Genomic DNA, 23,962 nt, shown 5'->3' with positions numbered 1-23,962 from the left:
AGTGATCGGTATCAGTGAGTCCGTGATGCAGTTCCTTCTCGCGTTGATCGTGGTCGGTCCGCTCGCCGGCGCCGTGGCCGCCCTCCTGCCGGCGCCGCCCGGGCTGAAGGGGAAGTCACCGGACCAGGCCGTGCTGCGCCACGGCGTGACCGTGACCGGCGTGATCCTGCTCGCCGCGATCGTCCTCGCGCTCGGCTTCGACCACGACCACCCGTCGAAGATGCAGGCCACGACCGACATCAGCTGGATCCCCGCGCTCGACGTGCGCATCCACCTCGGCATCGACGGCATCTCCCTCCCCCTTCTGGTCCTGACCGCGCTGCTGACCTTCCTGTGCGCGCTGTACAGCTACTTCAAGCTGCCTGAGGGCCCGTCACCCAAGGCCTTCGTCGCGCTGATCCTCGTGCTCGAGTCCGGCACCCTCGCGACCTTCGCCGTCCTCGATCTGCTGCTGTTCTTCCTCGCGTTCGAGATGGTCCTCATCCCGATGTACTTCCTCATCGCCCGCTGGGGCGGGGCCGAACGCACGCGGGCGGCCTGGAAGTTCATCCTCTACACGCTGCTCGGCTCCGTCGTGATGCTGCTCGGCCTCCTCCTCATCGGTCTCAGGTCCGGCACATTCGACATGGTGGCACTCGCCACTGACAATCACTCGGGGCTCACCAAGTCCGTGCAGGTCACCGCCGTTCTGGCGATCGGGATCGGGCTCGCGGTCAAGACGCCGATGTGGCCGCTGCACAGCTGGCTGCCGGACGCCCACACCGCCGCGCCGACCGTCGGCTCGGTCCTGCTCGCCGGTGTCCTGCTGAAGATGGGTACGTACGGGTTCGTCCGGATCCTGCTGCCCATCGCGCCCGACGGCATGCGGACCTTCGCGCCCTACCTCGCCGCGTTCGCCGTCGTCGGGATCATCTACGGCTCCCTCGCCTGCCTCGCCCTCGCCAGGCCCGGCGCGAAGGGCGACCTCAAGCGCCTCATCGCGTACTCGTCCGTCGGCCACATGGGCTTCGTGCTGCTCGGCATCTCCACGATGAGCCCCACCGGCGTGAACGGCGCCCTGTTCGCGAACATCGCCCACGGCCTGATCACCGGCCTGCTCTTCTTCCTCGTCGGCGCCCTCAAGGACCGCACCGGCACCAGCGACCTCGACGCCCTCGCCGAGGGGTCCGGCGCCGCCCTGTACGGCAAGGCCCCGCGCCTCGGCGGCCTGCTCGCCTTCGGCGCCGTCGCCTCCCTCGGCCTGCCCGGCCTCGCCGGGTTCTGGGGCGAGATGCTGTCCCTGTTCGGGGCGTTCGAGCCCGCTGAGGAACTCAGCCGACCGGCGTACCTCACGTTCATGACGATCGCCGCCTTCGGCACCCTCCTCACGGCCGCGTACATGCTCATCGTCGTACGCCGCGTGTGCATGGGCCCGGCCGCCGGCCCGGACGTGCCCCGGCTCGCCGACGTCCACGGCTACGAGTTCGCCGCCTGGACCCCGCTCGTCGCCCTCACCGTCCTCGCCGGACTCTGGCCCGCGGCCCTCCTCGGCCTCACCGACCCGGCCGTGCAGCAGCTCCTCGCGGGAGGAAAGTCGTGACCGTGGCCCCCACCGACAGCGCCTTCGTCGAGAGCGCGGCCAGTGTCGTCCAGAGCGTCGACTGGCCCGCGATCCTGCCGCCCACCATCACGGCCGTCGTCGCGCTGGCCGTGCTCGTGATCGACCTCTTCGTAGGAGAGCACCGCAAGGCGCTCCTCGGCTGGATCTCCCTCGCGGGCCTGGCCGCCGCCGCGCTCTCCATGCTGCCGATCGCCGACTCCCACCACCGCGACACCTTCTGCGTGGTCGGCACGGGCGGCACCGTGTGCAGCTACACGGTCGACGAGTTCACCCTCGCCATCCAGCTCCTCGTCCTCGGCGGGGCGCTGCTCGCAGGCCTGCTGTCCCTGAGCACCCTCAAGGACGCGCGGGCCGCCAAGAGGGAACTCCCCGAAGGGGAGTTCTGGTTCCTGCTCCTGTCTTCGGTCGCGGGCGCCGTCCTGCTGCCCGCCTCCCGCGACCTCGCCACCCTCGTCGTCGCTCTCGAAGTGGCGTCCCTTCCGGCCTTCGCCCTGGTCGGCCTCAAGCGCGGTGACAAGCGGTCCTCCGAGGCCGCCCTGAAGTTCTTCCTCTCCTCGGTCGCCGCCACCGCCGTGACCCTCCTGGGCGTGAGCTTCGTGTACGCGGCCACGGGCACCCTCTACCTCACCGAACTGGACGAGAAGCTCGGCCAGGTCGACGGGCAGCTGGAGACGCTCGTCCAGGCCGGCGTCGTGCTCACCCTCGTCGGGTTCGCCTTCAAGGTGGCGGCCGTCCCGTTCCACTTCTGGGTACCCGACGCCTACGTAGGCGCGCCCTTGCCCGTCGCCGCGTACCTCTCTGTCGTCGGCAAGGCGGTCGGCTTCACCGGCCTCATCCTCGTCACCGTCGTCGGCTTCCGGTCGTACGACGACGTGTGGGGCCCGGCCATCGCCGCGCTGGCCGCGCTCACCATGACGGCGGGCAACGTCGCCGCCCTCAGACAGCAGGCCACGCGCGCGTACAGCGCGGTCCGGCTGCTCGCCTGGTCGTCGGTCGCCCAGGCGGGTTACCTCCTGGTGCCGATCGCGGCGGCAGGGTTCGACAACGGCAGGGGCGAGGACGACCCCACGGACGCCGTCGGCGCCACCGTCGCGTACGCCCTGATGTACGCCGTCGTGAACCTGGGGGCCTTCGCCGTCGCCGCGCTCGTCGGCCGCACACGGCGCAAGAACCGCGTCAGCGACTACCGGGGCTTGTACGCCAAGAGCCCGCTGTCCGCCCTCACCCTCGCCTTCTTCCTGCTCTGCCTGGCGGGCCTGCCCCCCGGCATCATCGGCCTCTTCGCGAAGGTCACCGTCTTCTCGGCGGCGGTCGACGCGGGCCTCGGCTGGCTCGCCGTGATCATGGCCGTCAACGTGGTGATCGCGTTGTACTACTACCTCCAGTGGACGGCGCTGCTGTTCCGCGCCCCCGAGGGCGAGCCCGCCCGGCACCGCGTCCCCGCCCCGCTCACCGCGGCCATCGTCCTGACCGCGGTGCTCGGCATCGCCCTCTCCGGGGCGCCCCAGCTCGTCCTGAGGTTCACCGGGACCAGCCCGTTCTGACGCCTTCCTGAAGCCGCTGCCCCCCGGATGTGACAGCGTCACCCGGGCGGCCCACAGCGGCTCCGGCGCGCACAAGGGAACTAGCTCCTCCCGCCTGGCGTTGACCAGGAAGGGAGGGTCCACTGAACAGTGGAAGCACCTGCGACCAGAGGGTTCCCCCGCGCACCACCAGGAGGGCGTACCGTGCACCGCCGAACCAACGGGCTGAAAACCGCCGTACTCCTCGGGGGACTGTCGGCACTCATCCTCGTCATCGGCAGCTTCTTCGGGCGTACGGGCCTGATCGTCGCGCTCTTCGTAGCCATCGGGACGAACGCGTACGCGTACTGGAACAGCGACAAGCTGGCCCTCCGCGCCATGCGCGCCCGCCCGGTGAGCGAGTTCGAGGCCCCCGAGCTGTACCGCATGGTGCGCGAGCTGTCCACGCAGGCCCGCCAGCCCATGCCCCGCCTGTACATCTCACCCACCGAGGCACCGAACGCCTTCGCGACGGGCCGCAACCCGCGCAACGCCGCCGTCTGCTGCACGGAGGGGATCCTGCGCATCCTCGACCAGCGCGAGCTGCGCGGCGTCATCGGCCACGAGCTGAGCCACGTCTACAACCGGGACATCCTGATCTCCTCGGTCGCCGGCGCCCTCGCCTCGGTCATCATGTTTCTGGTCAATTTCGCCTGGCTGATTCCCATCGGCCGGTCGAACGACAACGAGGGCCCGGGCATCTTCGGCATGCTCCTGATCATGCTCCTCGGCCCCCTGGCGGCGTCGATCATCCAGCTCGCCATCAGCCGCTCCAGGGAGTACGAGGCCGACGCGTCGGGCGCGCAGCTCACCGGCGACCCCCTGGCCCTCGCGAGCGCGTTGCGTAAACTCGACGCCGGTACAAAGCAGTTGCCGCTCCCACCCGAGCCGCGGCTGGAAACGGCGAGCCACATGATGATCGCGAACCCGTTCCGGCCGGGCCAGGGTATGTCGAAGATGTTCTCCACTCACCCGCCGATGGCGGAGCGCATCGCCCGGCTCGAAAAGATGGCAGGTCGCCCGCGATGAAAGTAATCCTGAACCTCATCTGGCTCATCCTGTGCGGCCTGTGGATGTGCTTCGCCTACCTGGTCGCGGGCCTGATCCTCTGCGTCACGATCATCGGCATCCCGCTCGGCCTCGCCGCCTTCCGCATCGGCCTCTTCGCCCTGTGGCCCTTCGGCCGCAAGGCCGTCGAGCGACCCGACGCGGGCGCGCCGTCCCTGATCGGCAACGTGGTGTGGCTGCTCCTCGCGGGCTGGTGGCTGACCATCGGCCACATCATCACCGGCGTCCTGCTGTGCGTCACGATCATCGGCATCCCGCTGGGCCTCGCCAACTTCAAGATGATCCCGATCTCCCTGATGCCGCTGGGCCGCGAAATCGTCCCCACGGACGAGCCGTTCGGCGCCGCGTCGGTACGACCTGCCCCTGCGGGGCACGCGCCGAATCAGGGGTGGTGAGGCGCGGGGTCTGCCTGGGCAGGGTGGGTCCGGCGTAGGGGCTGCCCTGGCGGGGCGGCGGTCGGGTTCGTCCGGCCCGGCGGAGGTTGGCCGGTGCGGGGCCGCCACCTGGCCGGAGGGCCTGACGTGGACGGGGGGCCAGGGGATGAACTCGCCTGGACACGGCGCCGGCCCGGCACAGAGGCTGCCCTAGGCAGGGGGGGCGACTCGGCGGAACGGCGGCCCACAACGGGGCAGTGGTCCGGCGGAACGGCCGCTACAGGCCCGGCAGCCCTACACGGGGCTGTGGTCCGGCGGAACGGCCGGCCCAGGCAGGACGACGGCAACCCAGCGGGACAGCGGCCCTGCCATCCCACTAGCCCGTCGGCAGGCCACCCCAGCCGGACCACGAAAGCCCTGCCCACACAGAGCCATAGCTCAGCGCAGAAGCCGCCCCACAAAGGGCGGCCACCCGACGCTACGACGGCCCCCGAACGCGGCAGCGGAACCCGTGCCACGAAAGCCCCGCCAGGCAGAACAGCGCTCCAACAGCCGAGCCCCAGCCGCCCACCGCCCCAGCCCGCAGCCCCGTGTCACCCCCGCCCCCCGCTCCACCGGCGTACCCCATAGGCCACCACCCCCACCGCCAACACCGCCGCGCCCACCCCCACCGAAACCCCCGGCAGCGCGAACGCAAGGACCACGCACCCCGCGGCCCCCACCACCGGCCCCACGCGCGCGAGTGGCGCCCGGCTCAGCGTCCACGCGGACGCGTTGGCGATGGCGTAGTACACCAGCACCCCGAAGGACGAGAAGCCCACGGCGCCGCGCACGTCCACCGTCGCGGCCAGCAGCGCCACCACCGCGCCCACGGCGAGTTCCGCCCGGTGCGGCACCTGGAACCGCGGGTGCACGGCGGCCAGCACCCCCGGCAGATGGCGGTCGCGCGCCATGGCGAGCGTCGTCCGTGACACCCCCAGGATGAGCGCGAGCAGCGAACCGAGGGCCGCCACGGCCGCGCCCGCCCGCACCACGGGCACCAGGCCCGGCGCCCCCGCGGCCCGTACGGCGTCCGCCAGCGGAGCCGAAGCCTCCGCGAGCCCGCCCGCCCCCAGCACGGCGAGCACCGCCACGGCCACGCACGCGTAGACCGCGAGCGCGATGCCGAGCGCCAGCGGAACCGCGCGCGGAATGGTGCGTGCCGGATCGCGTACCTCCTCGCCCAGCGTCGCCACGCGCGCGTACCCGGCGAAGGCGAAGAACAGCAGCCCCGCCGCCTCCAGCACCCCGCCGAACCCGCCCCCGGCGAGCCCCACCTCCACGCGCCCGGCCTCGGCCCCGGCGGAACCCAGGCAGACCGCGACGACCAGGACGAGGACCGCGAGCACCACGGCCACGATCACCCGGGTCACCCACAGCGACTTCCGCACGCCCAGGTAGTTCACGGCCGTCAGCGCCACCACGGCGGCCACCGCGACGGCGTGCGCCTGCCCCGGCCACGCGTACGCCCCGACCGTCAGTGCCATGGCCGCGCACGAGGCCGTCTTGCCGACGACGAACGCCCAGCCCGCCAGATAGCCCCAGAACTCCCCGAGCCGCTCCCGCCCGTACACGTACGTCCCACCGGACTCGGGATACCGCGCCGCGAGCCGAGCTGAGGCCACGGCATTGCAGTACGCGACCACGGCGGCGACGGCGAGCGCGATCAGCAGCCCGGATCCGGCCGCGTCCGCCGCGGGCCCGAGGACCGCGAAGATCCCGGCCCCCACCATCGCGCCGAGCCCGATCACCACGGCGTCGCGGACCCCCAGCGTCCGCCGCAGCTCAACAGCCTCCGTGGGGCCCCGCCGCCCCGCCCGCCGTGTCATGGGCCCGCACCCTACCGGCGCCCGGGAACCACCACCGGCCCGCACGGCGTCCTCCAGGACAACAACGTACGAAAAGGCACGAAAGGTCAGGTCACCGCATGGGTGTCATCAGCTGGATCATTCTGGGACTCCTCGCCGGTGCCACCGCGAAACTGCTGCTCCCGGGCCGCGACCCGGGCGGCTTCATCGGCACGACGGTGATCGGCATCGCGGGCGCCTTCGTGGGCGGCTGGATCTCCGCGCGCTTCCTCGACCGGCCCATAGCCGAGCAGTTCTTCGACGCCGCGACCTGGACGGCGGCCATCGGCGGCTCACTCGTCCTGCTCGTCGCCTACCGCATCGTCTTCGGCCACTCCCGACGCTGACTCCGCCGGGCACCCCGAAAACCGCAGCCAGCAGCAAGGGCGGGCACCCCACCGGGTGCCCGCCCCCTTACGTCCTGCGCCCTGCCTACCGGTAGTTCACGAACTGCAGCGCGAAGTCGAAGTCCTTGCCCTTCAGGAGGGCGATCACGGTCTGGAGGTCGTCGCGGCTCTTCGAGCTGACGCGCAGCTCCTCGCCCTGCACCTGCGCCTTGATGCCCTTGGGGCCCTCGTCGCGGATGATCTTCGCCACCTTCTTCGCGTTGTCCTGGGAGATGCCCTCCTCGATCGACGCGAAGATCTTGTACTCCTTGCCGGACAGCTGCGGCTCGCCCGCGTCCAGCGACTTCAGCGAGATGCCCCGCTTGATCAGCTTGGACTGGAACACGTCGAGGATCGCCTTCACGCGGTCCTCGCCGTTCGCCTCCATCAGGATCTTCTCGCCGGACCACGAGATCGAGGCGCCCGTGCCCTTGAAGTCGTAGCGCTGCGAGATCTCCTTGGCCGTCTGGTTGAGGGCGTTGTCGACCTCCTGCCGCTCGACCTTCGAGACGATGTCGAAACTGGAGTCGGCCATGTCCTGTGGCTCCTTGTATCGGTATCTGCGTACTCAGCGGGTACACGGCCTTCAGTCGCCGACCGCATCCGCAAAGCCTAGCCACTGCCCCCCGTGCCGGGTGCTGATCAATCGAGTGGCGAAGCACCCCTGGGCATCAGGTATCGTTTACGTCGTTGCCACGGAGCACCGCGAGAGCGGGGCCAGGCAGCAACCCCGGCGGTGTGCCCGAGCGGCCAAAGGGAGCAGACTGTAAATCTGCCGGCTCAGCCTTCCCAGGTTCGAATCCTGGCGCCGCCACGCTGAGAGAGACCCTCTCCGACCTGCGATTACGCAGGATCGGAGGGGGTCTTTGCGTGTGCCTGGACGCGGCCGTGCGGGCAGGGTCGAAAATTAGTGATGTGCCTCACTTTGCCCTGCTCTGGCCTTGGCCCGCCTCGGCCGCGCGCCCCGCAAGGCAGCGGCACGCCACCGACCTGCGTACCGACGGGAGCGGGTTCGCCGCTGAACCAGGTGCCGCGGGCACACTGGTGCCATGTCGTCGTCGTCCAGTTCAGCGCGTCGCAGGCACTGCCCGGAGTGCCGTCGCGAAATCGCCGTAGTCGGCGGGCGGTTCGCCCGTCACGATCCGCCGGGGCCGCGCGGCGGCGAGGACCTGGTCTCGTGCACCGGCTCACGCCGGCACGCCCAGCTCGGCGCCGCGCAGCCCGCACTCGACGGCTACGTAGTGCCTGAATTTCCCGGGCAGTTGCCCCTGTTCTGAGCCCGGTGGCGCGCGGGTCAGTTCCCGGCGACCGACTTCACCGCCACCGACACCGGCGTCGAACCGCTGACCAGCTCCAAGGTCAGACCCGCCGTCGCCGGGGTCTCCAACAGTTCCGCGAGCGCCGCGGCGACGTCGTCGCGGGGGATGGGGCCGCGCCCCGTCGACGCCTCCAGGCGCACGAGCCCCGTGCCCGCGTCGTCCGTGAGCATCCCCGGCCGCAGGATCGTCCAGTCGAGCGCCGAACGGCCGCGGACGTCCGCGTCGGCCTCGCCCTTGGCACGCAAGTACGCGTCGAAGATCTCGTCCCCGGCGTGCTGCGGGTCCGCGCCCATCGACGACACCACGATGTACCGGCGCACGCCGGCCCGTTCCGCAGCGTCCGCGAACAGGACCGCGGCCGCGCGGTCCACGCTGTCCTTCCGCGCGGCGCCGCTGCCAGGACCCGCGCCCGCGGCGAACACGGCCGCGTCGGCGCCCTCCAGGTGCCCCGCGACCTCCTCGACGGACGCCGACTCCAGGTCGCACAGCACCGGCTGGGCGCCGGCGTCCCGCAGGTCGGACTCGTGCGCCGAATTGCGGATGATCCCTACGGCTTCGTCCCCGCGCGCGGCGAGCAGCCGCTCCAGACGCAGGGCGATCTGTCCATGGCCTCCAGCGATGACAATGCGCATGTCTTCGACGGTACGGCAGATCCGGCCACTCGGCCTCGGGCGGCGCACGAGGCACCCCCGCCCCTCAGGTGTACGCCGTCACGCCCCGCGCCCCTGCCGCGGCAGATCCAGCGCCACCGCGGCCGCGGAGTCGCAGTACTCGCGTACCGCGCTCGTCCGCGCCACCACGCGCCCCCGGTGCACCACCACACGGCTGTACGCCAAGGACAGCGCACCTTCGAGGCTGTCGCCACGGACGGCGAGGAGTTCGGCGGGGAAACCCGCCTCGATCCTGACGGGCGGCAGGCCCATGGCCGCCCGGGCGGCCGAACTCACCGCGGCGTACGCCTCGTCGGGCCGCAGTCCGCCGCGCGACGCGAGGAGATACGCCGCCTCCAGCGGATCCCCACGGCCCACAGGGTTCGCGACGTCACGCAGCGCGCCGCTGCCCGCCGCGACCCGCACCCCGGCGGCCCGCAGCAGGCGTACCGGAGTTGAACCGGTACCGCCCGGCAGCGCGCCGCAACCGCCCTGCGGCAGGCAGACCACCGTCACTCCGGCCGCCGCGAGTTGCTCCGCCACGCGCGCCGCCACGTCGGACGGCAGCCGCCCCAGGCCGCCGCAGTGGCCGATCGCCACGCCAGGCCGCAGGCCCCCGGCCAGCACGGCGAGCCGGCCGACGCGCGCCGGGTCGCCCCCGTCCGTGTGCAGGTCCACCGGACGGCCGTACTCCGCCGCCAGGTCGAGGACCGTCTCCGCGTACCCCGTCGGATCGGGGTCCAGGTCCGGGCAACCCCCCACCACGGAGGCACCCATCCGCACCGCGTCCCGCAGCATCGCGACCCCGTCGGCCCCGGCCGCGCCCGTCAGGAGCCGCGGCACCGCCACGACCGACAGGTCGACGAGCCCGCGCAGCGACCGGCGCGCCTGGAGCACCGCCTCAAGACAGCTCAGCCCCTGCACGTCCCCGACGCGCACGTGCGCCCGCAGCGCCGTCGCCCCGTGCCCGAGCTGGAGCAACGCCGCCTCGGTGGTACGCCGCTGGACATCCTGCGCGTCGTACGAGACCGGCCCCTCACGGAGCGCCGACAGCGCGGTGTCGCTGTGGGCGTGCGGCTCGGCGGCGGCGGGCAGCAGCAGATAGCCGCTCAGGTCCACGCGCGCGGCGTGCGCGCTGAGGCTGCCCGCCGTGCCGACGGCCTCGATGCGCCCGGCGCCGAGCCGGACGTCCACGGACCTGCCGTCCACGAGCCGCGCCCCGCTGAGCAGCAGGGACCCGGACTCGGCTGCGGGCTCGGCGGAGTTCGGCTGCTGCGGCTGGCTGTCGGGCATCGCGCTCCTGGGGCTCGGGGGCGGCTGCGGACGGCTCGGAGCGCGCGGCACCGGGCCCCGGCGCCGCCGCGCGGGCACGGCACCGGGAGCGCGCGGACGCGGCTTCGAGGCGCGCAAGATCACGCAGCGTGAGTCGAGCCTAGGACCGCGGCGGCCCCGCATCGCGGAGGAGCGCAATAGTCGTACCGCTGTGGTGCGAGCGCACTCAGGCTTGCTGGTGCGGCGCGTGCGAGGGCTTGTGCCGGTGTGACGTCAGTGAGCACACATGCCGGTGTGGTGACCGTGGGTGCGCGTGGCGGTGTGACGTCAGCGGGCGCACGTGCCCCTGAGTCGTCAGCGGGCGCGCGTACCCCTGTGGTGACAGCGGGCGTACGTACCCGTGTGGTGACGATGAGCGCACGCGCGGCGTGACGTCGGTTGAGGGCGCGTGCTGACGTGGCGCAGGTGACCCTGTGTGCCGGTGCGGCGCCAGGGGGCCCGTGTGCCGGTGTGGCGTGAGTGAGCCGTGGCGGGTCGCGACGCGTGGCGATGCGTACGAGACGGGCTGATCGGGGCGCCTGCCGTGACCCCGGACGGGCCTCGCGAAACGGATTTGGGCGAACGGCTGCCGAGCGTGTAATGTCTTCATCGCTCGCCCCAATAGCTCAGTCGGTAGAGCGTCTCCATGGTAAGGAGAAGGTCAACGGTTCGATTCCGTTTTGGGGCTCTGATGTGAAGGGTTCCTCGCCTCGGCGAGGAGCTGCATCACATCGCAGCGGTGTAGCTCAGTCGGTAGAGCAAGCGGCTCATAATCGCTGTGTCACCGGTTCAAGTCCGGTCACCGCTACTCACAGTAGCCGATTGCGGGGTCGGTCCTTCGATCGGCTACTCTTTTTGCGTTCATCCGTCCATCCGTCCGTCATAGGAGCACTCACGTGGCTGCCACCGACGTCCGCCCGAAGATCACGCTGGCCTGCGTGGAGTGCAAGGAGCGGAACTACATCACCAAGAAGAACCGGCGTAACAACCCGGACCGTCTTGAGATGAAGAAGCACTGCCCGCGTTGCAACTCGCACACCGCGCACCGCGAGACGCGATAAACACAGGCTAGTACTAGAGGCCGTCCCCGGATCAACGGGGGCGGCCTCTAGGCGTTTGTAGATCCAGAAGATTTCAGCAGATCGAGCAGCTCAAGCAGATCGAGTAGCTCAGCAGATCCAGTAGATCCAAGAAGACCCGGATGTAGATCCGAGAAGACCCGGATGTCGATCCGTAGGTAGACCTGGATGTAGACCTGGATGCAGATCCGGATGTAGATCCAGTAGATCCGGAAGAGATCTGGTGGACCCAGTCTTCGTGGATCGCCGGTAGCGTCTCTCGCCTCAGTCCGTGGCGCAGCCCGTGGCCCCGTTCACGGGCGGCCCTGGACGCGGTGCGGGTGCCGCCGGCGGAACCGGGCTCGCGAGAAGGCGAGCCCATCGGAACCCAGTTGCAGGAGGTGCCGAGCCATGGCGCTCGACCAGTCCTTCGTCGGGCGGACCTACCCGCCCACCGACCCGTACGAGGTCGGCCGCGAGAAGATCCGCGAGTTCGCGGTCGCGGTGGGCGACGCCAACCCCGCGTACGCCGACCCTGAGGCCGCCAAGGCGCTCGGCCACCGGGACGTCCTCGCCCCGCCGACGTTCGTGTTCGCGATCACGTTCAAGGCCGCGGGCCAGGTCATCGAGGACCCGCAGCTGGGGCTCGACTACAGCCGCGTCGTCCACGGCGACCAGAAGTTCGCGTACACGCGCCCCGTGTACGCGGGCGACCGGCTCACCGTCACCTCGACCATCGAGGCGATCAAGTCGATGGCGGGCAACGACATCCTGGACATTCGTGGCGAGGTTCACGACGAGGCGGGCGAGCACGTGGTGACCGCGTGGACCAAGCTCGTCGCGCGAGCGGCCGGGACCGAGGAGGCGTAAGGCGATGGCGGAGAAGATCGCATACGACGACGTGGAGGTCGGCACGGAGCTGCCGGCCCAGAGCTTCCCCGTGACGCGCGCCACGCTGGTGCGGTACGCGGGCGCGTCCGGGGACTTCAACCCCATCCACTGGAACGAGAAGTTCGCGGTGGAGGTCGGCCTGCCGGACGTCATCGCGCACGGCATGTTCACCATGGCCGAGGCGATCCGCGTAGTGACGGACTGGACCGGTGACCCGGCCGCCGTCGTCGAGTACGGCGTGCGCTTCACCAAGCCCGTCGTGGTCCCGAACGACGACGAGGGCGCGACGATCGAGGTCAGCGCCAAGGTCGCGGCCAAGCTCGACGACAACAAGGTCCGCGTGGACCTGCTGGCGACCAGCGCCGGGCAGAAGGTCCTCGGGATGTCACGGGCGGTCGTGCGGCTCGCCTGAGACGGCGACAGGCCTGGCCGAAGAGGCCAAGAGGTAAGGGGCGTTCTCCATTGTGGGGCGCCCCTTACGCGTTGCGGCCCCCCGGCCTGATCAACGCTCCACGTGGGGAGGGCGTTCCTGAGGGGCCCCGAGGCACCCCAAGGCCCGAGCCCGGACCGGATCCGGAGCCCGGACCGGATCCGGAGCCCGGACCCGATCCCGAGCCCCTTGACCTAGTTAGTGATTGAGTACTAACTTAGCCGCATGGTCAGGATGAGCGCGGAGGAGCGACGCGAAAGCGTCATCCAGGCGGCGATGAGCGAATTCGCCCGCGGCGGCTACTACGGGACGTCCACCGAGGCGATCGCCAAGCGCGTCGGGGTCTCGCAGCCGTATCTGTTCCGGCTCTTCCCCGGCAAGAAGGCGATCTTCCTCGCGGCGTCGGCGCGCTGCTGCGAGGAGGTCCGGAAGGTCTTCCAGGCCGCGAGCGAGGGGCTCGAAGGCGAAGAGGCCCTGCACTCCATGGCCCAGGCGTACCAGAGGCTCATCACCGAGGACCCCGACAAGCTGCACATGCAGCTCCAGACGTACGTGGCGGTGGCCGCCGCCGAGGCGGCCGGGGACCATGAGTTCGGCGAGATGGTGCGCGCCGACTGGATGGAGCTGTGGGAGACGGTGCACCTGCCGCTCGGCGCCGACGTGAACGAGACCACGACTTTCCTGGCCTACGGGATGCTGGTCAACGCCCTGTCGGCCATGGGGTTCCCGCCCGAGCACCGGGTGTGGGAGGGGTTCTACATCTCGGCTCAGCCGCCGGGGGTGCCGCAGCAGGGTTGACCCGCAAGGGAGCCTCGGTAAGAGCCTCGGGCTTCCAGTGGAACCGCCCGTCGCCGGGCATTTCCCTGCCCGCGAAAGTTAGTAACTAATCACTAATCAATGTCGACGTCAGCAGATCGACGTCAGTAGATCGACGTCGGCAGATCCACGTCAGTACATCCACGTCAGTACATCCGTGTCAGGGGGAGCGATGTCACAGCAAGCAGCACCGCGCGGGGGAGTCGTGTGGGCCCTCGTCATCACCAGCGTCGCCGGGTTCATGGCGGCCCTCGACAACCTCGTCGTCACCACCGCGCTGCCCTCCATCCGTGAGGACCTCGGCGGCGGGCTCGAAGAGCTGGAGTGGACGGTGAGCGCCTACACCCTCACCTTCGCCGTGCTCCTGATGTTCGGCGCGGCCCTGGGGGACCGGTTCGGGCGCCGCAAGCTCTTCGGGGCGGGCCTCGCCGTGTTCACCGCGGCCTCCGCAGCCGCGGCCCTCGCGCCCGGCATCGAGGAGCTGATCGCGGCCCGCGCGGTCCAGGGCGTCGGCGCGGCCGTCATGATGCCGCTCACCCTGACCCTGCTCACGGCCGCCGTGCCCGCGGCCAAGCGCGGCATGGCGTACGGGATCTGGGGGGCCGTCAACGGCCTCGCCGTCGCCAGCGGGCCCCTCATCGGCGGCGCCCTGACCGAACACGTGTCCTGGCAGTGGATCTTCTGGCTGAACGTGCCGCTGGGCCTCGCCCTGCTGCCGCTGGCCCGCCTCCGCCTCGCCGAGTCGTACGGCACCGGTGCCCGCCTCGACATCGCCGGCACCCTGCTCGCCAGCGGCGGCCTGTTCGGCATCGTGTACGCGCTGATCCGCGGCAACATCGACGGCTGGGCCAGCGCACCCGTCCTGACCGGCCTGATCGCGGGCGGCGCGCTGCTCGCCGGGTTCGTGCACCACGGCATCCACAACCGGGCCCCGATGCTGCCCATGCGGCTGTTCCGCAACCGTGCCTTCTCCGCGATCAACGCCGCCAGCCTGCTGATGTTCGTCGGGATGTTCGGCTCGATCTTCCTGCTCAGCCAGTTCCTCCAGGGCGTGCTCGGCTACTCGCCGACCGAGGCGGGGCTGCGGATGCTGCCCTGGACCGGCATGCCGATGATCGTCGCGCCCATCGCCGGGTACCTCTCCGACCGCGTCGGCGGCCGTCCGATCGTCACCGCGGGCCTCGCGTTGCAGGCCGTGGGCCTCGGCTGGTTCGCCCTGATCGTGGCTCCTGACGTGTCGTACGCCGCCCAGCTCCCCGCCCTGATCATCAGCGGGGTCGGCATGGCCCTGTTCTTCGCCCCGGCCGCCAGCCTGGTCATGTCCAGCGTCCGGCCCGCCGAACAGGGCATCGCCTCCGGGGCGAACAACGCGCTGCGCGAGCTGGGCGGCGCCCTCGGCATCGCCGTCCTCGCCTCGGTCTTCTCCGCGCACGGCGGATACGAGTCGCCGCGCGCGTTCGTGGACGGCCTGGAGCCCGCGCTGTGGGGCGGCGCGGGAGTCGTCGCCCTGGCGGCCGCCGCCGCGGCGCTGCTGCCCCGGCGGCAGCCGGAGCGGTCCGCTGCCGCTCCGGTCCAGGAGAAGGCGCCGGTCGCCGCGTGAGGCCCTCCCTCGGACCCACCCGCCCTTCCGGGCGGGTGGGCCCCCGCTTGTCCGCCCAGGTCCCGCGGGCCCGCCGCCCGGGCGCCGCGGCGGCCCCGCATACCCTGGTGTGCGTGCAGGTACTTCACGACGCCCCCCTCGCCCCGCTGACCACCTTCCGGCTCGGCGGCCCCGCCGACCGGCTGATCACCGCGACGACCGACGCCGATGTGGTCGCCGCCGTCCGCGAGGCCGACGCATCCGGTACGCCGCTGCTGCTCATCGGCGGCGGCAGCAACCTGGTCATCGGCGACAAGGGCTTCGCCGGGACCGCGCTGCGCATCGCCACCACCGGCTTCACGCTCGACGGCACCACCCTGGAGATCGCGGCGGGCGAGGTGTGGACGGACGTCGTGGAGCGCACCGTCGCGGCCGGCCTCGCGGGCATCGAGTGCCTCGCCGGGATCCCCGGCTCCGCCGGCGCGACGCCCATCCAGAACGTGGGCGCGTACGGCCAGGAGGTCTCCCAGACGATCACCGAAGTGGTCGCCTACGACCGCAGGACCGGCGAGACGGTCACCCTCTCGAACGCGGAGTGCGCCTTCTCCTACCGCCACAGCCGCTTCAAGGCCGACCCCGAGCGCTATGTGGTCCTGCGCGTGCGCTTCGCACTGGAGGACGCGGACGGCATGAGCGCCCCGATCCGGTACGCGGAGACGGCCCGCACGCTCGGCGTCGAGGTCGGCGACCGCGTGCCCGCAGCCGTCGCCCGCGAGACCGTCCTGAAGTTGCGCGCCGGGAAAGGCATGGTGCTCGACGCCGAGGACCACGACAGCTGGTCGGCCGGATCCTTCTTCACCAACCCGATCCTCACCGACGAGGAGTTCGCCGCCTTCCACGCGCGCGTGGCCGACCGGCTCGGCCCGGACGTCGCCCCGCCCGCGTTCGCCGCGGGCGACGGCCGGGTGAAGACCTCCGCCGCCTGGCTCATCGACAAGGCCGGCTTCCCCAAGGGCTACGGCCAGGGCCCCGCCCGCATCTCCACCAAGCACACCCTCGCCCTCACCAACCGCGGCGGCGCCACCACCGAGGACCTGCTCACCCTGGCGCGCGAGGTCGTCGCGGGCGTACGGGACGCCTTCGGGGTCACGCTCGTCAACGAGCCGGTGACGGTGGGCGTCAGCCTGTAGCCCCCGGGGCAGCCGTAGGGGAGACCCGGGCAGCCCCGGCAAGGCGCTCAGTACGCCACCCCCACGCCCTGCTTCACCGTCGCCGGGTCGTCGATCATCGTCAGCATGGCGTGCGCCACGTCGGCCCGGCCGATCTGCCGGGCACTGCGCGGGTTGTGGCCGACAGCCGTCCGGTAGACGCCCGTCAGCGGCTGGTCGAGGAGCCGCGGCGGGCGCACGGACGTCCAGTCCGTCGCGCTGCGCGCCAGCTCGTCCTCCAGGACGCGCAGATCCGCGTACACCGGACCGAACACCCTGCTCACCAGGGCCATCGTGACGCGGTCGGCGAGCGGCTCGCGCTCCGCCGCCCGGCCCAGCGGCGCCGCGCTCACCACCAGGAGACGGCGCACGCCCTCCGCCTCCATGGCGCGCAGCACCGGCACGGTGAGGCGCGTCGCGATGCCCCCGCGCGCGTCCGCACGTCCACGCGCCCCCAGGCCGGAGAGCACCGCGTCCCGCCCCGCCACGGCCCCGCGCAGCTCCTCCGCGTCCGTGAGGTCCGCCCGGACCACCTCCAGGCGGTCCCCGGACGCCGTCAGGCGCGCCGGATCGCGCACCACCGCCGTGACCTCGTGCCCCGCCGCCAGGCCCTGGCGGACGATCTCCCCGCCGATGCCGCCGCTCGCCCCGAACACCGTGATCCTCATCGCGCGCCCTCCAGGTGGGTAAGTATTCACTCACCACTAGGGTGAGTACGTACTCACCCCGTCGTCAAGCCCGGTTGGACGGTTCATGGAACGGCAGGCACCGCGAAAGCCCACGCGCGAGCGCATCCTCGACGCGGCCCACCAGCTCATGTTCACGCTCGGCCTCGCCCGGGCCACCACCAAGGAGATCGCCAAGGCCGCGGGCTGCTCCGAAGCCGCGCTCTACAAGCACTTCGCGAGCAAGGAAGACCTGTTCGTCGGCGTCCTCCAGGAGCGGCTGCCCCGCCTCGGACCGCTCCTGCGCCGCCTCATCGAGGAGCCGGGGGAGCGCACCGTCGAGCAGAACCTCACCGAGATCGCCGTCCTGGCCTGCGAGTTCTACGCACAGAGCTTCCCGGTCGCCGCCTCCTTGTACGCGGAGACGAAGCTCAAGCGCCGCCACGACGACGCCATGCGCGAGCGCGGCATGGGCCCCCACATGCCCATCGAGGCCCTGGAGACCTATCTGCGCGCCGAACGCGACGCGGGCCGCATCGACCCCGGCGCCGACACCTTCGCCGCGGCCTCGCTGCTCCTGGGCGCCTGCGCGCAGCGCGCCTTCGCCTACGACGCCACGGTCGGCAAGCGGCCCCCGCTGCCGGTCGACGCCTTCGCCGCCGGGCTCGCCCGCACGCTGCTCGCCGGCGTCAGCCGCTGAGCCACGCGTCGATCCCCGCGAGCAGCTTCGCCTGTATGTCCGCGGGGGCCGCCGAGCCGCGCACCGACTGCCGCGCCAGCTCGGCAAGCTCGGCGTCGCTGAAGCCGTGGTGGCGCCGCGCGATCTCGTACTGCGCGGCGAGCCGCGAGCCGAACAGGAGCGGGTCGTCGGCCCCGAGCGCCATCGGCACCCCGGCCTCGTACAGCGTGCGCAGCGGGACGTCCTCGGGCTTCTCGTAGACACCGAGCGCCACGTTCGACGCCGGGCACACCTCGCACGTCACGCCCCGCTCCGCGAGCTTCCTCAGCAGCCGCGGGTCCTCGGCCGCCCGCACGCCGTGCCCGATGCGCCGCGCGTGCAGGTCGTCCAGGCAGTCGCGCACCGACGCGGGGCCCGTCAGCTCGCCGCCGTGCGGGGCCGCGAGCAGGCCGCCCTCGCGCGCGATCGCGAAGGCCCGGTCGAAGTCCCGCGCCATGCCGCGCCGTTCGTCGTTCGACAGGCCGAAGCCGACGATGCCGCGGTCGGCGTACCGGACCGCGAGCCGGGCGAGCGTACGCGCGTCCAGCGGGTGCTTCATGCGGTTCGCGGCGACCAAAACGCGCATCCCCAGGCCGGTCTCGCGCGAGGCGCTGTCGACCGCGTCCAGGATGACCTCCATGGCCGGGATGAGCCCGCCGAGCCGTGGAGCGTACGACGTCGGGTCGACCTGGATCTCCAGCCAGCCGGAACCGTCCCGCAGGTCCTCCTCCGCCGCCTCCCGCACCAGCCGCTGGATGTCCTCGGGCTCGCGTAGACAGGACCGCGCCATGTCGTAGAGCCGCTGGAAGCGGAACCAGCCCCGCTCGTCGGTGGCACGCAGCTTCGGCGGCTCCCCGCCGGTCAGCGCGTCCGGCAGACGGACCCCGTACTTGTCGGCGAGCTCCAGGAGTGTGGAGGGCCGCATCGACCCGGTGAAGTGCAGGTGCAGATGGGCTTTGGGCAGCTCGCTGACGTCTCGTACACGCTCCATTCCAGGATCTTGCCGTACGCACCCCCGGTCCCGGTAGCCGCTTCTTCCCACGGGGTACGCCACCGAACGAAGAAACGGGCACCGCATCACGTGATGCGGTGCCCGTCCCTTGAAGAGGCGGCTGTCAGTCGCGGGCCTCCGCAAGCAGCTTCTGGATCCGCGAGACGCCCTCGACGAGGTCCTCGTCACCCAGGGCGTACGACAGACGCAGGTAGCCCGGCGTGCCGAAGGCCTCGCCCGGGACGACCGCGACCTCGACCTCGTCCAGGATCAGCGCGGCCAGCTCGACGGAGTCCTGCGGACGCTTGCCGCGGATCTCCTTGCCGATGAGGCCCTTCACCGACGGGTAGGCGTAGAAGGCGCCCTCGGGCTCGGGGCAGACGACGCCGTCGATCTCGTTCAGCATCCGCACGATCGTCTTGCGGCGGCGGTCGAAGGCCTCGCGCATCTTCTCGACGGCGGTCAGATCGCCGGAGACGGCGGCGATGGCGGCGGCCTGCGCGACGTTCGAGACGTTGGAGGTGGCGTGCGACTGGAGGTTCGTCGCGGCCTTCACCACGTCCTTCGGGCCGATGATCCATCCCACGCGCCAGCCCGTCATCGCGTACGTCTTCGCGACGCCGTTCACCACGACGCACTTGTCGCGCAGCTCGGGCAGGAGCGCCGGGAGGGACGTGAACTGGGCGTCTCCGTAGACGAGGTGCTCGTAGATCTCGTCCGTCATGACCCACAGGCCGTGCTCGTGCGCCCAGCGGCCGATGGCCTCCGCGTCCGCACGGCTGTAGACCGCGCCCGTCGGGTTCGACGGCGACACGAAGAGGACGACCTTGGTCTTCTCCGTGCGCGCGGCCTCCAGCTGCTCGACCGAGACGCGGTAGCCGGTGGTCTCGTCGGCGACGACGTCGACCGGGACGCCGCCCGCGAGGCGGATCGACTCCGGGTACGTCGTCCAGTACGGCGCCGGGACGATGACCTCGTCACCCGGGTCGAGGATCGCGGCGAAGGCCTCGTAGATGGCCTGCTTGCCGCCGTTGGTGACCAGGATCTGGGAGACCTCGGGCTCGTAACCGGAGTCGCGCAGCGTCTTCGCGGCGATCGCGGCCTTCAGCTCGGGCAGGCCGCCCGCCGGGGTGTACCGGTGGTACTTCGGGTTCTTGCAGGCCTCGACGGCCGCCTCGACGATGTAGTCCGGGGTCGGGAAGTCGGGCTCGCCCGCGCCGAAACCGATCACCGGGCGCCCGGCGGCCTTGAGGGCCTTGGCCTTGGCGTCGACGGCGAGGGTCGCGGACTCGGAGATCGCGCCGACTCGGGCGGAGACCCGGCGCTCGGTGGGTGGAGTGACAGCGCTCATGCGCCCATCGTTCCAGACCCCGCGAGGCCCGGGCACACGGGTTTGCCGGACCCGTGACCACACTCCGGAGCGACCGGCGGGACCCGAGCTGTTCGACGGGGCGCTCCGGACCACGTACACTCACTCGTCGTTGGCCCTCACCGGCCGTTCCTTCCACCGCACTCCGTGCACCTGGTCGGATGCGGTAGGTTGGGGGAAATCAAAGGGTCGTAGCTCAATTGGTAGAGCACTGGTCTCCAAAACCAGCGGTTGGGGGTTCAAGTCCCTCCGGCCCTGCTACACACTCCTTCGCCAGGATGTGTGCGCATGTACGTACTGCATTGCACCGCCGTGCGGCTCAACCGGGCGCGGCACGGCCACGACCCGGAATCAGGTGAGGACGAGTGACGGACGCCGTGGGCTCCATCGACATGCCTGATGCCCAGGACGAGGCGCCGGAGTCCAAGAAGAAGGGCCGCAAGGGCGGCAAGCGCGGCAAGAAGGGCCCGCTGGGCCGTCTCGCGCTCTTCTACCGCCAGATCGTCGCCGAGCTGCGCAAGGTCGTCTGGCCCACCCGCAGTCAGCTCACGACGTACACCACCGTCGTGATCGTCTTCGTCGTCATCATGATCGGTCTGGTGACCGTGATTGACTACGGCTTCAGCCACCTCGTCAAGTACGTCTTCGGCTAGACCGAAAGCGAAGGGCGCCGATCCAGGCGCCCCTTTCGCGCGTTCCACCCCCATGCATCCAGGAAGAAGCAGCCACCGTGTCTGACCCGAACCTGAACGACGCCATCGAGTCGGCGGAGTCCGTGGAGGACCAGATCGACATCGTCGAGGCGGCGGACGCCGTGGACCCGGACGAGGTCGAGGCTGCCGACGCCGCCGCCGGTGAGGCTGCCGAAGAAGCCGCTGTGCACGAGGACGACGAGGCCGAGGCCGTCGCGGAGACCGACGAGGACGCCGACGCCGCCGAGCTGGTCGAGGACGAGACCGACCTCGACGCTGAGGCCGCCGACGCGGAGGCCGAAGAGGCCGTGGAGGCCGAGGAGGCGGAGCCCGCCGAGCCGGTCGACCCCATCGCCGCCCTGCGCGACGAGCTGCGCGGCCTGCCCGGCGAGTGGTACGTCATCCACACCTACGCCGGTTACGAGAACCGCGTGAAGACCAACCTCGAGCAGCGCGCCGTCTCGCTCAACGTCGAGGACTACATCTTCCAGGCCGAGGTGCCGCAGGAAGAGGTCGTCCAGATCAAGAACGGCGACCGCAAGACGATCCGCCAGAACAAGCTCCCCGGCTACGTCCTGGTCCGCATGGACCTGACGAACGAGTCCTGGGGCGTCGTCCGCAACACCCCCGGCGTCACCGGCTTCGTGGGCAACGCCTATGACCCGTACCCGCTGACCCTGGACGAGATCGTCAAGATGCTCGCCCCGGAGGCCGAGGAGAAGGCCGCCCGCGAGGCCGCCGAGGCCGAGGGCAAGCCCGCCCCGCAGCGCAAGGTCGAGGTCCAGGTCCTGGACTTCGAGGTCGGCGACTCGGTCACCGTCACCGACGGCCCCTTCGCCACGCTCCAGGCCACGATCAACGAGATCAACGCCGACTCGAAGAAGGTCAAGGGCCTCGTCGAGATCTTCGGCCGCGAGACCCCGGTCGAGCTGAGCTTCGACCAGATCCAGAAGAACTGACACCACGCTCTTCCGACAGGGCCCCCGACCAGCGGATCTCCGCCGGGAGGGGGCCCTGTCGCATGCCCGGGCCGAGCCTGCGGCGTGCCCGGGCCGGCCCTCCGGCGAGCCCGGGCCGGCCCGCGGGCGAAGCAAATGTGTCCCGCACCACAACCATCGGGCCGCTCGGGCTGTCTGACCCCTTAGACGGAACCCCCCGGCCTTCGCACCGCTTCCCACCACTCACCACCCACGCCCCAAGGGATCTCCGCGACCTGGGCGCGGCGATTTGTGGTGCTCTGCGGAGGTATGGCCGGATGGGCTCACTCACCACGAGCAAGGGGACACCTCATGAGAGCTAGCAAGACCGCGATCGCCGCCTCTGCCTGTGCCTTCGTCCTGCTCGGCGCCGGCTCCGCGTTCGCAGGGACCGGCCCCGCGCCCGCGCCCGGCGCCCGCGGGGCCGCGCCCCAGTCGACGGCGCCCTCCGCGGACGGCAACCCGAAGAGCGCCAAGGCACAGGCCGCGGGGGTCTGTGCCGACGCCTACCAGATCGGGACCACCGCCTACATCGACCGCGGCGGCGCGCACGCGGCGTCCGTCAAGCAGTTCTACTCGCCCTCGTGCAAGAAGAACTACGGCTACGTGTGGGTGTGGAAGAGCTTCCGCGACAAGATCAAGGACTACGACGTCAGCACCGGCGTCTACAGCTACAGCCGGGACGAGATCGTCGGCCAGGACTGGTGGAACGCCACCAACAGCGCGGAGTTCTGGTCGCTGCCCGCGGCCACCGCCGCCGAATGCACCGCGGCGATCGGCCAGCTGCGCGCCCCCGGCGACCCGCTGCCCGGCCAGGCGCTGACGTCCAAGCGCTGCTGAGCCGAGCCGCGCTCCCACGCTCGCTCGGCGGGGGCCGCCCTCCCGGCCCTCGTCGAGCGGGGCCGCTGATACGTCCGTGGGCCCGTCATACGGGGGCGGGCCCACGGGCCTGCTCGGGGCCGGTTTGGGCCCCGGCGCGTTACCCGTTATCGTAGGGCGGTATGCCTCCATCCAAATGATCCAGACGATCGTGTGACGGTCGTCGCGGAATGCCGCTGGATCATGCCGGATGGGGCTGCTCAACACTCTCACTAGGACCCGGAGAGAGCAATGCCTCCCAAGAAGAAGAAGGTCACGGGGCTGATCAAGCTCCAGATCCAGGCCGGCGCCGCCAACCCGGCCCCGCCTGTCGGCCCCGCGCTGGGCCAGCACGGCGTGAACATCATGGAGTTCTGCAAGGCCTACAACGCCGCGACCGAGTCGCAGCGTGGCTGGGTGATCCCGGTGGAGATCACGGTCTACGAGGACCGTTCCTTCACCTTCATCACCAAGACCCCGCCGGCCGCGAAGATGATCCTCAAGGCCGCGGGCGTGGAGAAGGGCTCCGGCGAGCCGCACAAGACCAAGGTCGCCAAGATCACCGAGGCGCAGGTCCGCGAGATCGCCACCACCAAGATGCCCGACCTCAACGCGAACGACCTGGACGCCGCGTCGAAGATCATCGCCGGCACCGCCCGTTCCATGGGCATCACGGTCGAGGGCTGAACCTCCCCCGTTTGACCTTGAGTGGCAGGGCCAGCGCTGGCCCGGACCACGAACTCCAAACCTGAACCTCAGGAGTACGAAGTGAAGCGCAGCAAGACTCTCCGCGCTGCGGACGCCAAGATCGACCGGGACAAGCTGTACGCCCCGCTCGAGGCGGTCCGTCTCGCCAAGGAGACCTCCGCGACCAAGTTCGACGGCACCGTCGAGGTGGCCTTCCGTCTGGGTGTCGACCCGCGCAAGGCCGACCAGATGGTCCGTGGCACCGTGAACCTCCCGCACGGCACCGGTAAGACCGCCCGGGTCCTGGTCTTCGCGACCGGTGACCGTGCTGCGGCCGCGGAAGCCGCCGGGGCCGACATCGTCGGCGCCGACGAGCTGATCGACGAGGTCTCCAAGGGCCGTCTGGACTTCGACGCCGTCGTCGCCACCCCGGACCTCATGGGCAAGGTCGGCCGCCTCGGCCGCGTGCTCGGTCCGCGTGGTCTGATGCCGAACCCGAAGACCGGCACCGTGACCCCCGATGTCGTCAAGGCTGTCAACGACATCAAGGGCGGCAAGATCGAGTTCCGCGTCGACAAGCACTCGAACCTGCACTTCATCATCGGCAAGGTGTCCTTCGACGACACCAAGCTGGTGGAGAACTACGCCGCGGCCCTGGAGGAGATCCTCCGTCTGAAGCCGTCGGCCGCCAAGGGTCGCTACATCAAGAAGGCCGCCATCACCACCACGATGGGCCCCGGCATTCCGGTCGACTCCAACCGCACCCGCAACCTCCTCGTCGAGGAGGACCCGGCCGCCGTCTGACACTGACGGCAGCCGCGCGTCTGGCGCGTATCCGACGGGTCCCGCAACCATTCGTGGTGCGGG

General features: G+C 71.0%; 25 protein-coding genes and 4 tRNA genes. 22 read left to right on the top strand and 7 right to left on the bottom strand.

The window, feature by feature from the left end; translation table 11 throughout:
* The first annotated feature begins 1 nt into the window (after position 1).
* The 4 genes from AC07GB_RS07605 to AC07GB_RS07590 all read left to right on the top strand — a co-directional run bounded on the left by AC07GB_RS07605 (position 2) and on the right by AC07GB_RS07590 (position 4,625).
* Positions 2-1,579, top strand: a complete 1,578-nt coding sequence (locus AC07GB_RS07605) for an NADH-quinone oxidoreductase subunit M (protein WP_478842544.1) — start codon at positions 2-4, stop codon at positions 1,577-1,579.
* Positions 1,576-3,144 (top strand): NADH-quinone oxidoreductase subunit N, encoded by a 1,569-nt coding sequence (locus AC07GB_RS07600; RefSeq protein ID WP_478842542.1) that lies wholly within the window; start codon positions 1,576-1,578, stop codon positions 3,142-3,144. The genes AC07GB_RS07605 and AC07GB_RS07600 overlap by 4 nt, the downstream gene beginning before the upstream one ends.
* Before the next feature lie 183 nt (positions 3,145-3,327).
* A complete protein-coding gene (gene htpX, locus AC07GB_RS07595) occupies positions 3,328-4,191 on the top strand; it encodes a zinc metalloprotease HtpX (protein WP_138961288.1) in 864 nt (287 codons plus the stop codon).
* On the top strand, positions 4,188-4,625 hold the full coding sequence (locus AC07GB_RS07590) for a YccF domain-containing protein (RefSeq protein ID WP_478842540.1): 438 nt from the start codon (positions 4,188-4,190) through the stop codon (positions 4,623-4,625). The genes htpX and AC07GB_RS07590 overlap by 4 nt, the downstream gene beginning before the upstream one ends.
* A gap of 572 nt (positions 4,626-5,197) precedes the next feature.
* Here AC07GB_RS07590 and AC07GB_RS07585 read toward each other — a convergent pair.
* Positions 5,198-6,472: an APC family permease gene (locus AC07GB_RS07585; RefSeq protein ID WP_478842538.1), complete on the bottom strand. Its 1,275-nt coding sequence runs from the start codon at positions 6,470-6,472 to the stop codon at positions 5,198-5,200.
* Positions 6,473-6,570: 98 nt separating this feature from the next.
* Here AC07GB_RS07585 and AC07GB_RS07580 point away from each other — a divergent pair, with 98 nt between their 5' ends.
* Positions 6,571-6,837 (top strand): GlsB/YeaQ/YmgE family stress response membrane protein, encoded by a 267-nt coding sequence (locus AC07GB_RS07580; RefSeq protein ID WP_478842536.1) that lies wholly within the window; start codon positions 6,571-6,573, stop codon positions 6,835-6,837.
* An 85-nt stretch (positions 6,838-6,922) separates the two neighbouring features.
* On the opposite strand, the gene AC07GB_RS07575 is transcribed toward AC07GB_RS07580, so the two are convergent.
* Positions 6,923-7,411 carry a YajQ family cyclic di-GMP-binding protein gene (locus tag AC07GB_RS07575; RefSeq protein ID WP_030684979.1) on the bottom strand — a complete coding sequence of 163 codons (489 nt, stop codon included), beginning with the start codon at positions 7,409-7,411 and terminating at the stop codon, positions 6,923-6,925.
* A gap of 197 nt (positions 7,412-7,608) precedes the next feature.
* On the opposite strand from AC07GB_RS07575, the gene AC07GB_RS07570 reads away from it, so the two are divergent.
* Both AC07GB_RS07570 and AC07GB_RS07565 read left to right on the top strand, forming a co-directional pair.
* Positions 7,609-7,690, top strand: a tRNA-Tyr gene (locus AC07GB_RS07570).
* A gap of 235 nt (positions 7,691-7,925) precedes the next feature.
* Positions 7,926-8,153 (top strand): hypothetical protein, encoded by a 228-nt coding sequence (locus AC07GB_RS07565; protein ID WP_478842534.1) that lies wholly within the window; start codon positions 7,926-7,928, stop codon positions 8,151-8,153.
* 17 nt (positions 8,154-8,170) lie between these two features.
* Here the strand turns inward: AC07GB_RS07565 and AC07GB_RS07560 are convergent, their stop codons facing one another.
* Both AC07GB_RS07560 and AC07GB_RS07555 read right to left on the bottom strand, forming a co-directional pair.
* Positions 8,171-8,827, bottom strand: coding sequence for an NAD(P)H-binding protein (locus tag AC07GB_RS07560; RefSeq protein WP_478842532.1), 657 nt, complete (start codon positions 8,825-8,827; stop codon positions 8,171-8,173).
* Positions 8,828-8,905: 78 nt separating this feature from the next.
* Positions 8,906-10,138 carry an amidohydrolase family protein gene (locus tag AC07GB_RS07555; RefSeq protein ID WP_478842530.1) on the bottom strand — a complete coding sequence of 411 codons (1,233 nt, stop codon included), beginning with the start codon at positions 10,136-10,138 and terminating at the stop codon, positions 8,906-8,908.
* Positions 10,139-10,771: 633 nt separating this feature from the next.
* On the opposite strand from AC07GB_RS07555, the gene AC07GB_RS07550 reads away from it, so the two are divergent.
* The 8 genes from AC07GB_RS07550 to AC07GB_RS07515 all read left to right on the top strand — a co-directional run bounded on the left by AC07GB_RS07550 (position 10,772) and on the right by AC07GB_RS07515 (position 16,120).
* Positions 10,772-10,844: transfer RNA gene (locus AC07GB_RS07550), tRNA-Thr, on the top strand.
* 47 nt (positions 10,845-10,891) lie between these two features.
* Positions 10,892-10,964: transfer RNA gene (locus AC07GB_RS07545), tRNA-Met, on the top strand.
* An 88-nt stretch (positions 10,965-11,052) separates the two neighbouring features.
* The gene (rpmG, locus tag AC07GB_RS07540) at positions 11,053-11,217 is read left to right on the top strand and encodes a 50S ribosomal protein L33 (RefSeq protein WP_003956487.1); all 165 of its coding nucleotides are present in this window, start codon (positions 11,053-11,055) and stop codon (positions 11,215-11,217) included.
* Positions 11,218-11,625: 408 nt separating this feature from the next.
* The gene (locus AC07GB_RS07535; protein WP_478842528.1) at positions 11,626-12,084 is read left to right on the top strand and encodes an FAS1-like dehydratase domain-containing protein; all 459 of its coding nucleotides are present in this window, start codon (positions 11,626-11,628) and stop codon (positions 12,082-12,084) included.
* Positions 12,085-12,088: 4 nt separating this feature from the next.
* Positions 12,089-12,517 carry a MaoC family dehydratase gene (locus AC07GB_RS07530; RefSeq protein ID WP_478842526.1) on the top strand — a complete coding sequence of 143 codons (429 nt, stop codon included), beginning with the start codon at positions 12,089-12,091 and terminating at the stop codon, positions 12,515-12,517.
* A 243-nt stretch (positions 12,518-12,760) separates the two neighbouring features.
* Entirely contained in the window at positions 12,761-13,333 is a 573-nt protein-coding gene (locus tag AC07GB_RS07525; protein WP_478842524.1) for a TetR/AcrR family transcriptional regulator, read from the top strand.
* 190 nt (positions 13,334-13,523) lie between these two features.
* Positions 13,524-14,951: an MFS transporter gene (locus tag AC07GB_RS07520; RefSeq protein WP_478842522.1), complete on the top strand. Its 1,428-nt coding sequence runs from the start codon at positions 13,524-13,526 to the stop codon at positions 14,949-14,951.
* A gap of 113 nt (positions 14,952-15,064) precedes the next feature.
* Entirely contained in the window at positions 15,065-16,120 is a 1,056-nt protein-coding gene (locus AC07GB_RS07515; protein WP_478842520.1) for a UDP-N-acetylmuramate dehydrogenase, read from the top strand.
* Positions 16,121-16,167: 47 nt separating this feature from the next.
* Here the strand turns inward: AC07GB_RS07515 and AC07GB_RS07510 are convergent, their stop codons facing one another.
* Complete coding sequence (locus AC07GB_RS07510) at positions 16,168-16,806, bottom strand: NAD(P)-dependent oxidoreductase (protein ID WP_478842518.1); 639 nt, start codon at positions 16,804-16,806, stop codon at positions 16,168-16,170.
* Positions 16,807-16,891: 85 nt separating this feature from the next.
* Between AC07GB_RS07510 and AC07GB_RS07505 the strand changes: the two genes are divergently transcribed.
* Complete coding sequence (locus tag AC07GB_RS07505) at positions 16,892-17,503, top strand: TetR/AcrR family transcriptional regulator (RefSeq protein WP_478842516.1); 612 nt, start codon at positions 16,892-16,894, stop codon at positions 17,501-17,503.
* Here the strand turns inward: AC07GB_RS07505 and AC07GB_RS07500 are convergent.
* Positions 17,493-18,512, bottom strand: coding sequence for an adenosine deaminase (locus tag AC07GB_RS07500; RefSeq protein WP_478842514.1), 1,020 nt, complete (start codon positions 18,510-18,512; stop codon positions 17,493-17,495). The genes AC07GB_RS07505 and AC07GB_RS07500 overlap by 11 nt on opposite strands.
* Before the next feature lie 124 nt (positions 18,513-18,636).
* Complete coding sequence (locus AC07GB_RS07495) at positions 18,637-19,863, bottom strand: pyridoxal phosphate-dependent aminotransferase (protein ID WP_478842512.1); 1,227 nt, start codon at positions 19,861-19,863, stop codon at positions 18,637-18,639.
* 203 nt (positions 19,864-20,066) lie between these two features.
* Between AC07GB_RS07495 and AC07GB_RS07490 the strand changes: the two genes are divergently transcribed.
* The 6 genes from AC07GB_RS07490 to rplA all read left to right on the top strand — a co-directional run bounded on the left by AC07GB_RS07490 (position 20,067) and on the right by rplA (position 23,899).
* Positions 20,067-20,139, top strand: a tRNA-Trp gene (locus AC07GB_RS07490).
* A 107-nt stretch (positions 20,140-20,246) separates the two neighbouring features.
* A complete protein-coding gene (secE, locus tag AC07GB_RS07485) occupies positions 20,247-20,534 on the top strand; it encodes a preprotein translocase subunit SecE (protein ID WP_478842510.1) in 288 nt (95 codons plus the stop codon).
* Between the two features lie 77 nt (positions 20,535-20,611).
* On the top strand, positions 20,612-21,532 hold the full coding sequence (gene nusG, locus AC07GB_RS07480) for a transcription termination/antitermination protein NusG (protein ID WP_478842508.1): 921 nt from the start codon (positions 20,612-20,614) through the stop codon (positions 21,530-21,532).
* Positions 21,533-21,862: 330 nt separating this feature from the next.
* The gene (locus tag AC07GB_RS07475) at positions 21,863-22,390 is read left to right on the top strand and encodes a hypothetical protein (RefSeq protein ID WP_478842506.1); all 528 of its coding nucleotides are present in this window, start codon (positions 21,863-21,865) and stop codon (positions 22,388-22,390) included.
* A gap of 270 nt (positions 22,391-22,660) precedes the next feature.
* On the top strand, positions 22,661-23,095 hold the full coding sequence (rplK, locus tag AC07GB_RS07470; RefSeq protein ID WP_016645192.1) for a 50S ribosomal protein L11: 435 nt from the start codon (positions 22,661-22,663) through the stop codon (positions 23,093-23,095).
* Positions 23,096-23,176: 81 nt separating this feature from the next.
* Positions 23,177-23,899, top strand: coding sequence for a 50S ribosomal protein L1 (gene rplA, locus AC07GB_RS07465; protein ID WP_478842504.1), 723 nt, complete (start codon positions 23,177-23,179; stop codon positions 23,897-23,899).
* The last annotated feature ends 63 nt before the right edge of the window (positions 23,900-23,962 follow it).

It is taken from the genome of Streptomyces sp. NPDC045778, assembly GCF_056431945.1.
The sequence above is the reverse complement of the archived record's forward strand: the minus strand, read 5'-3'. Positions and strand labels throughout refer to the sequence as shown.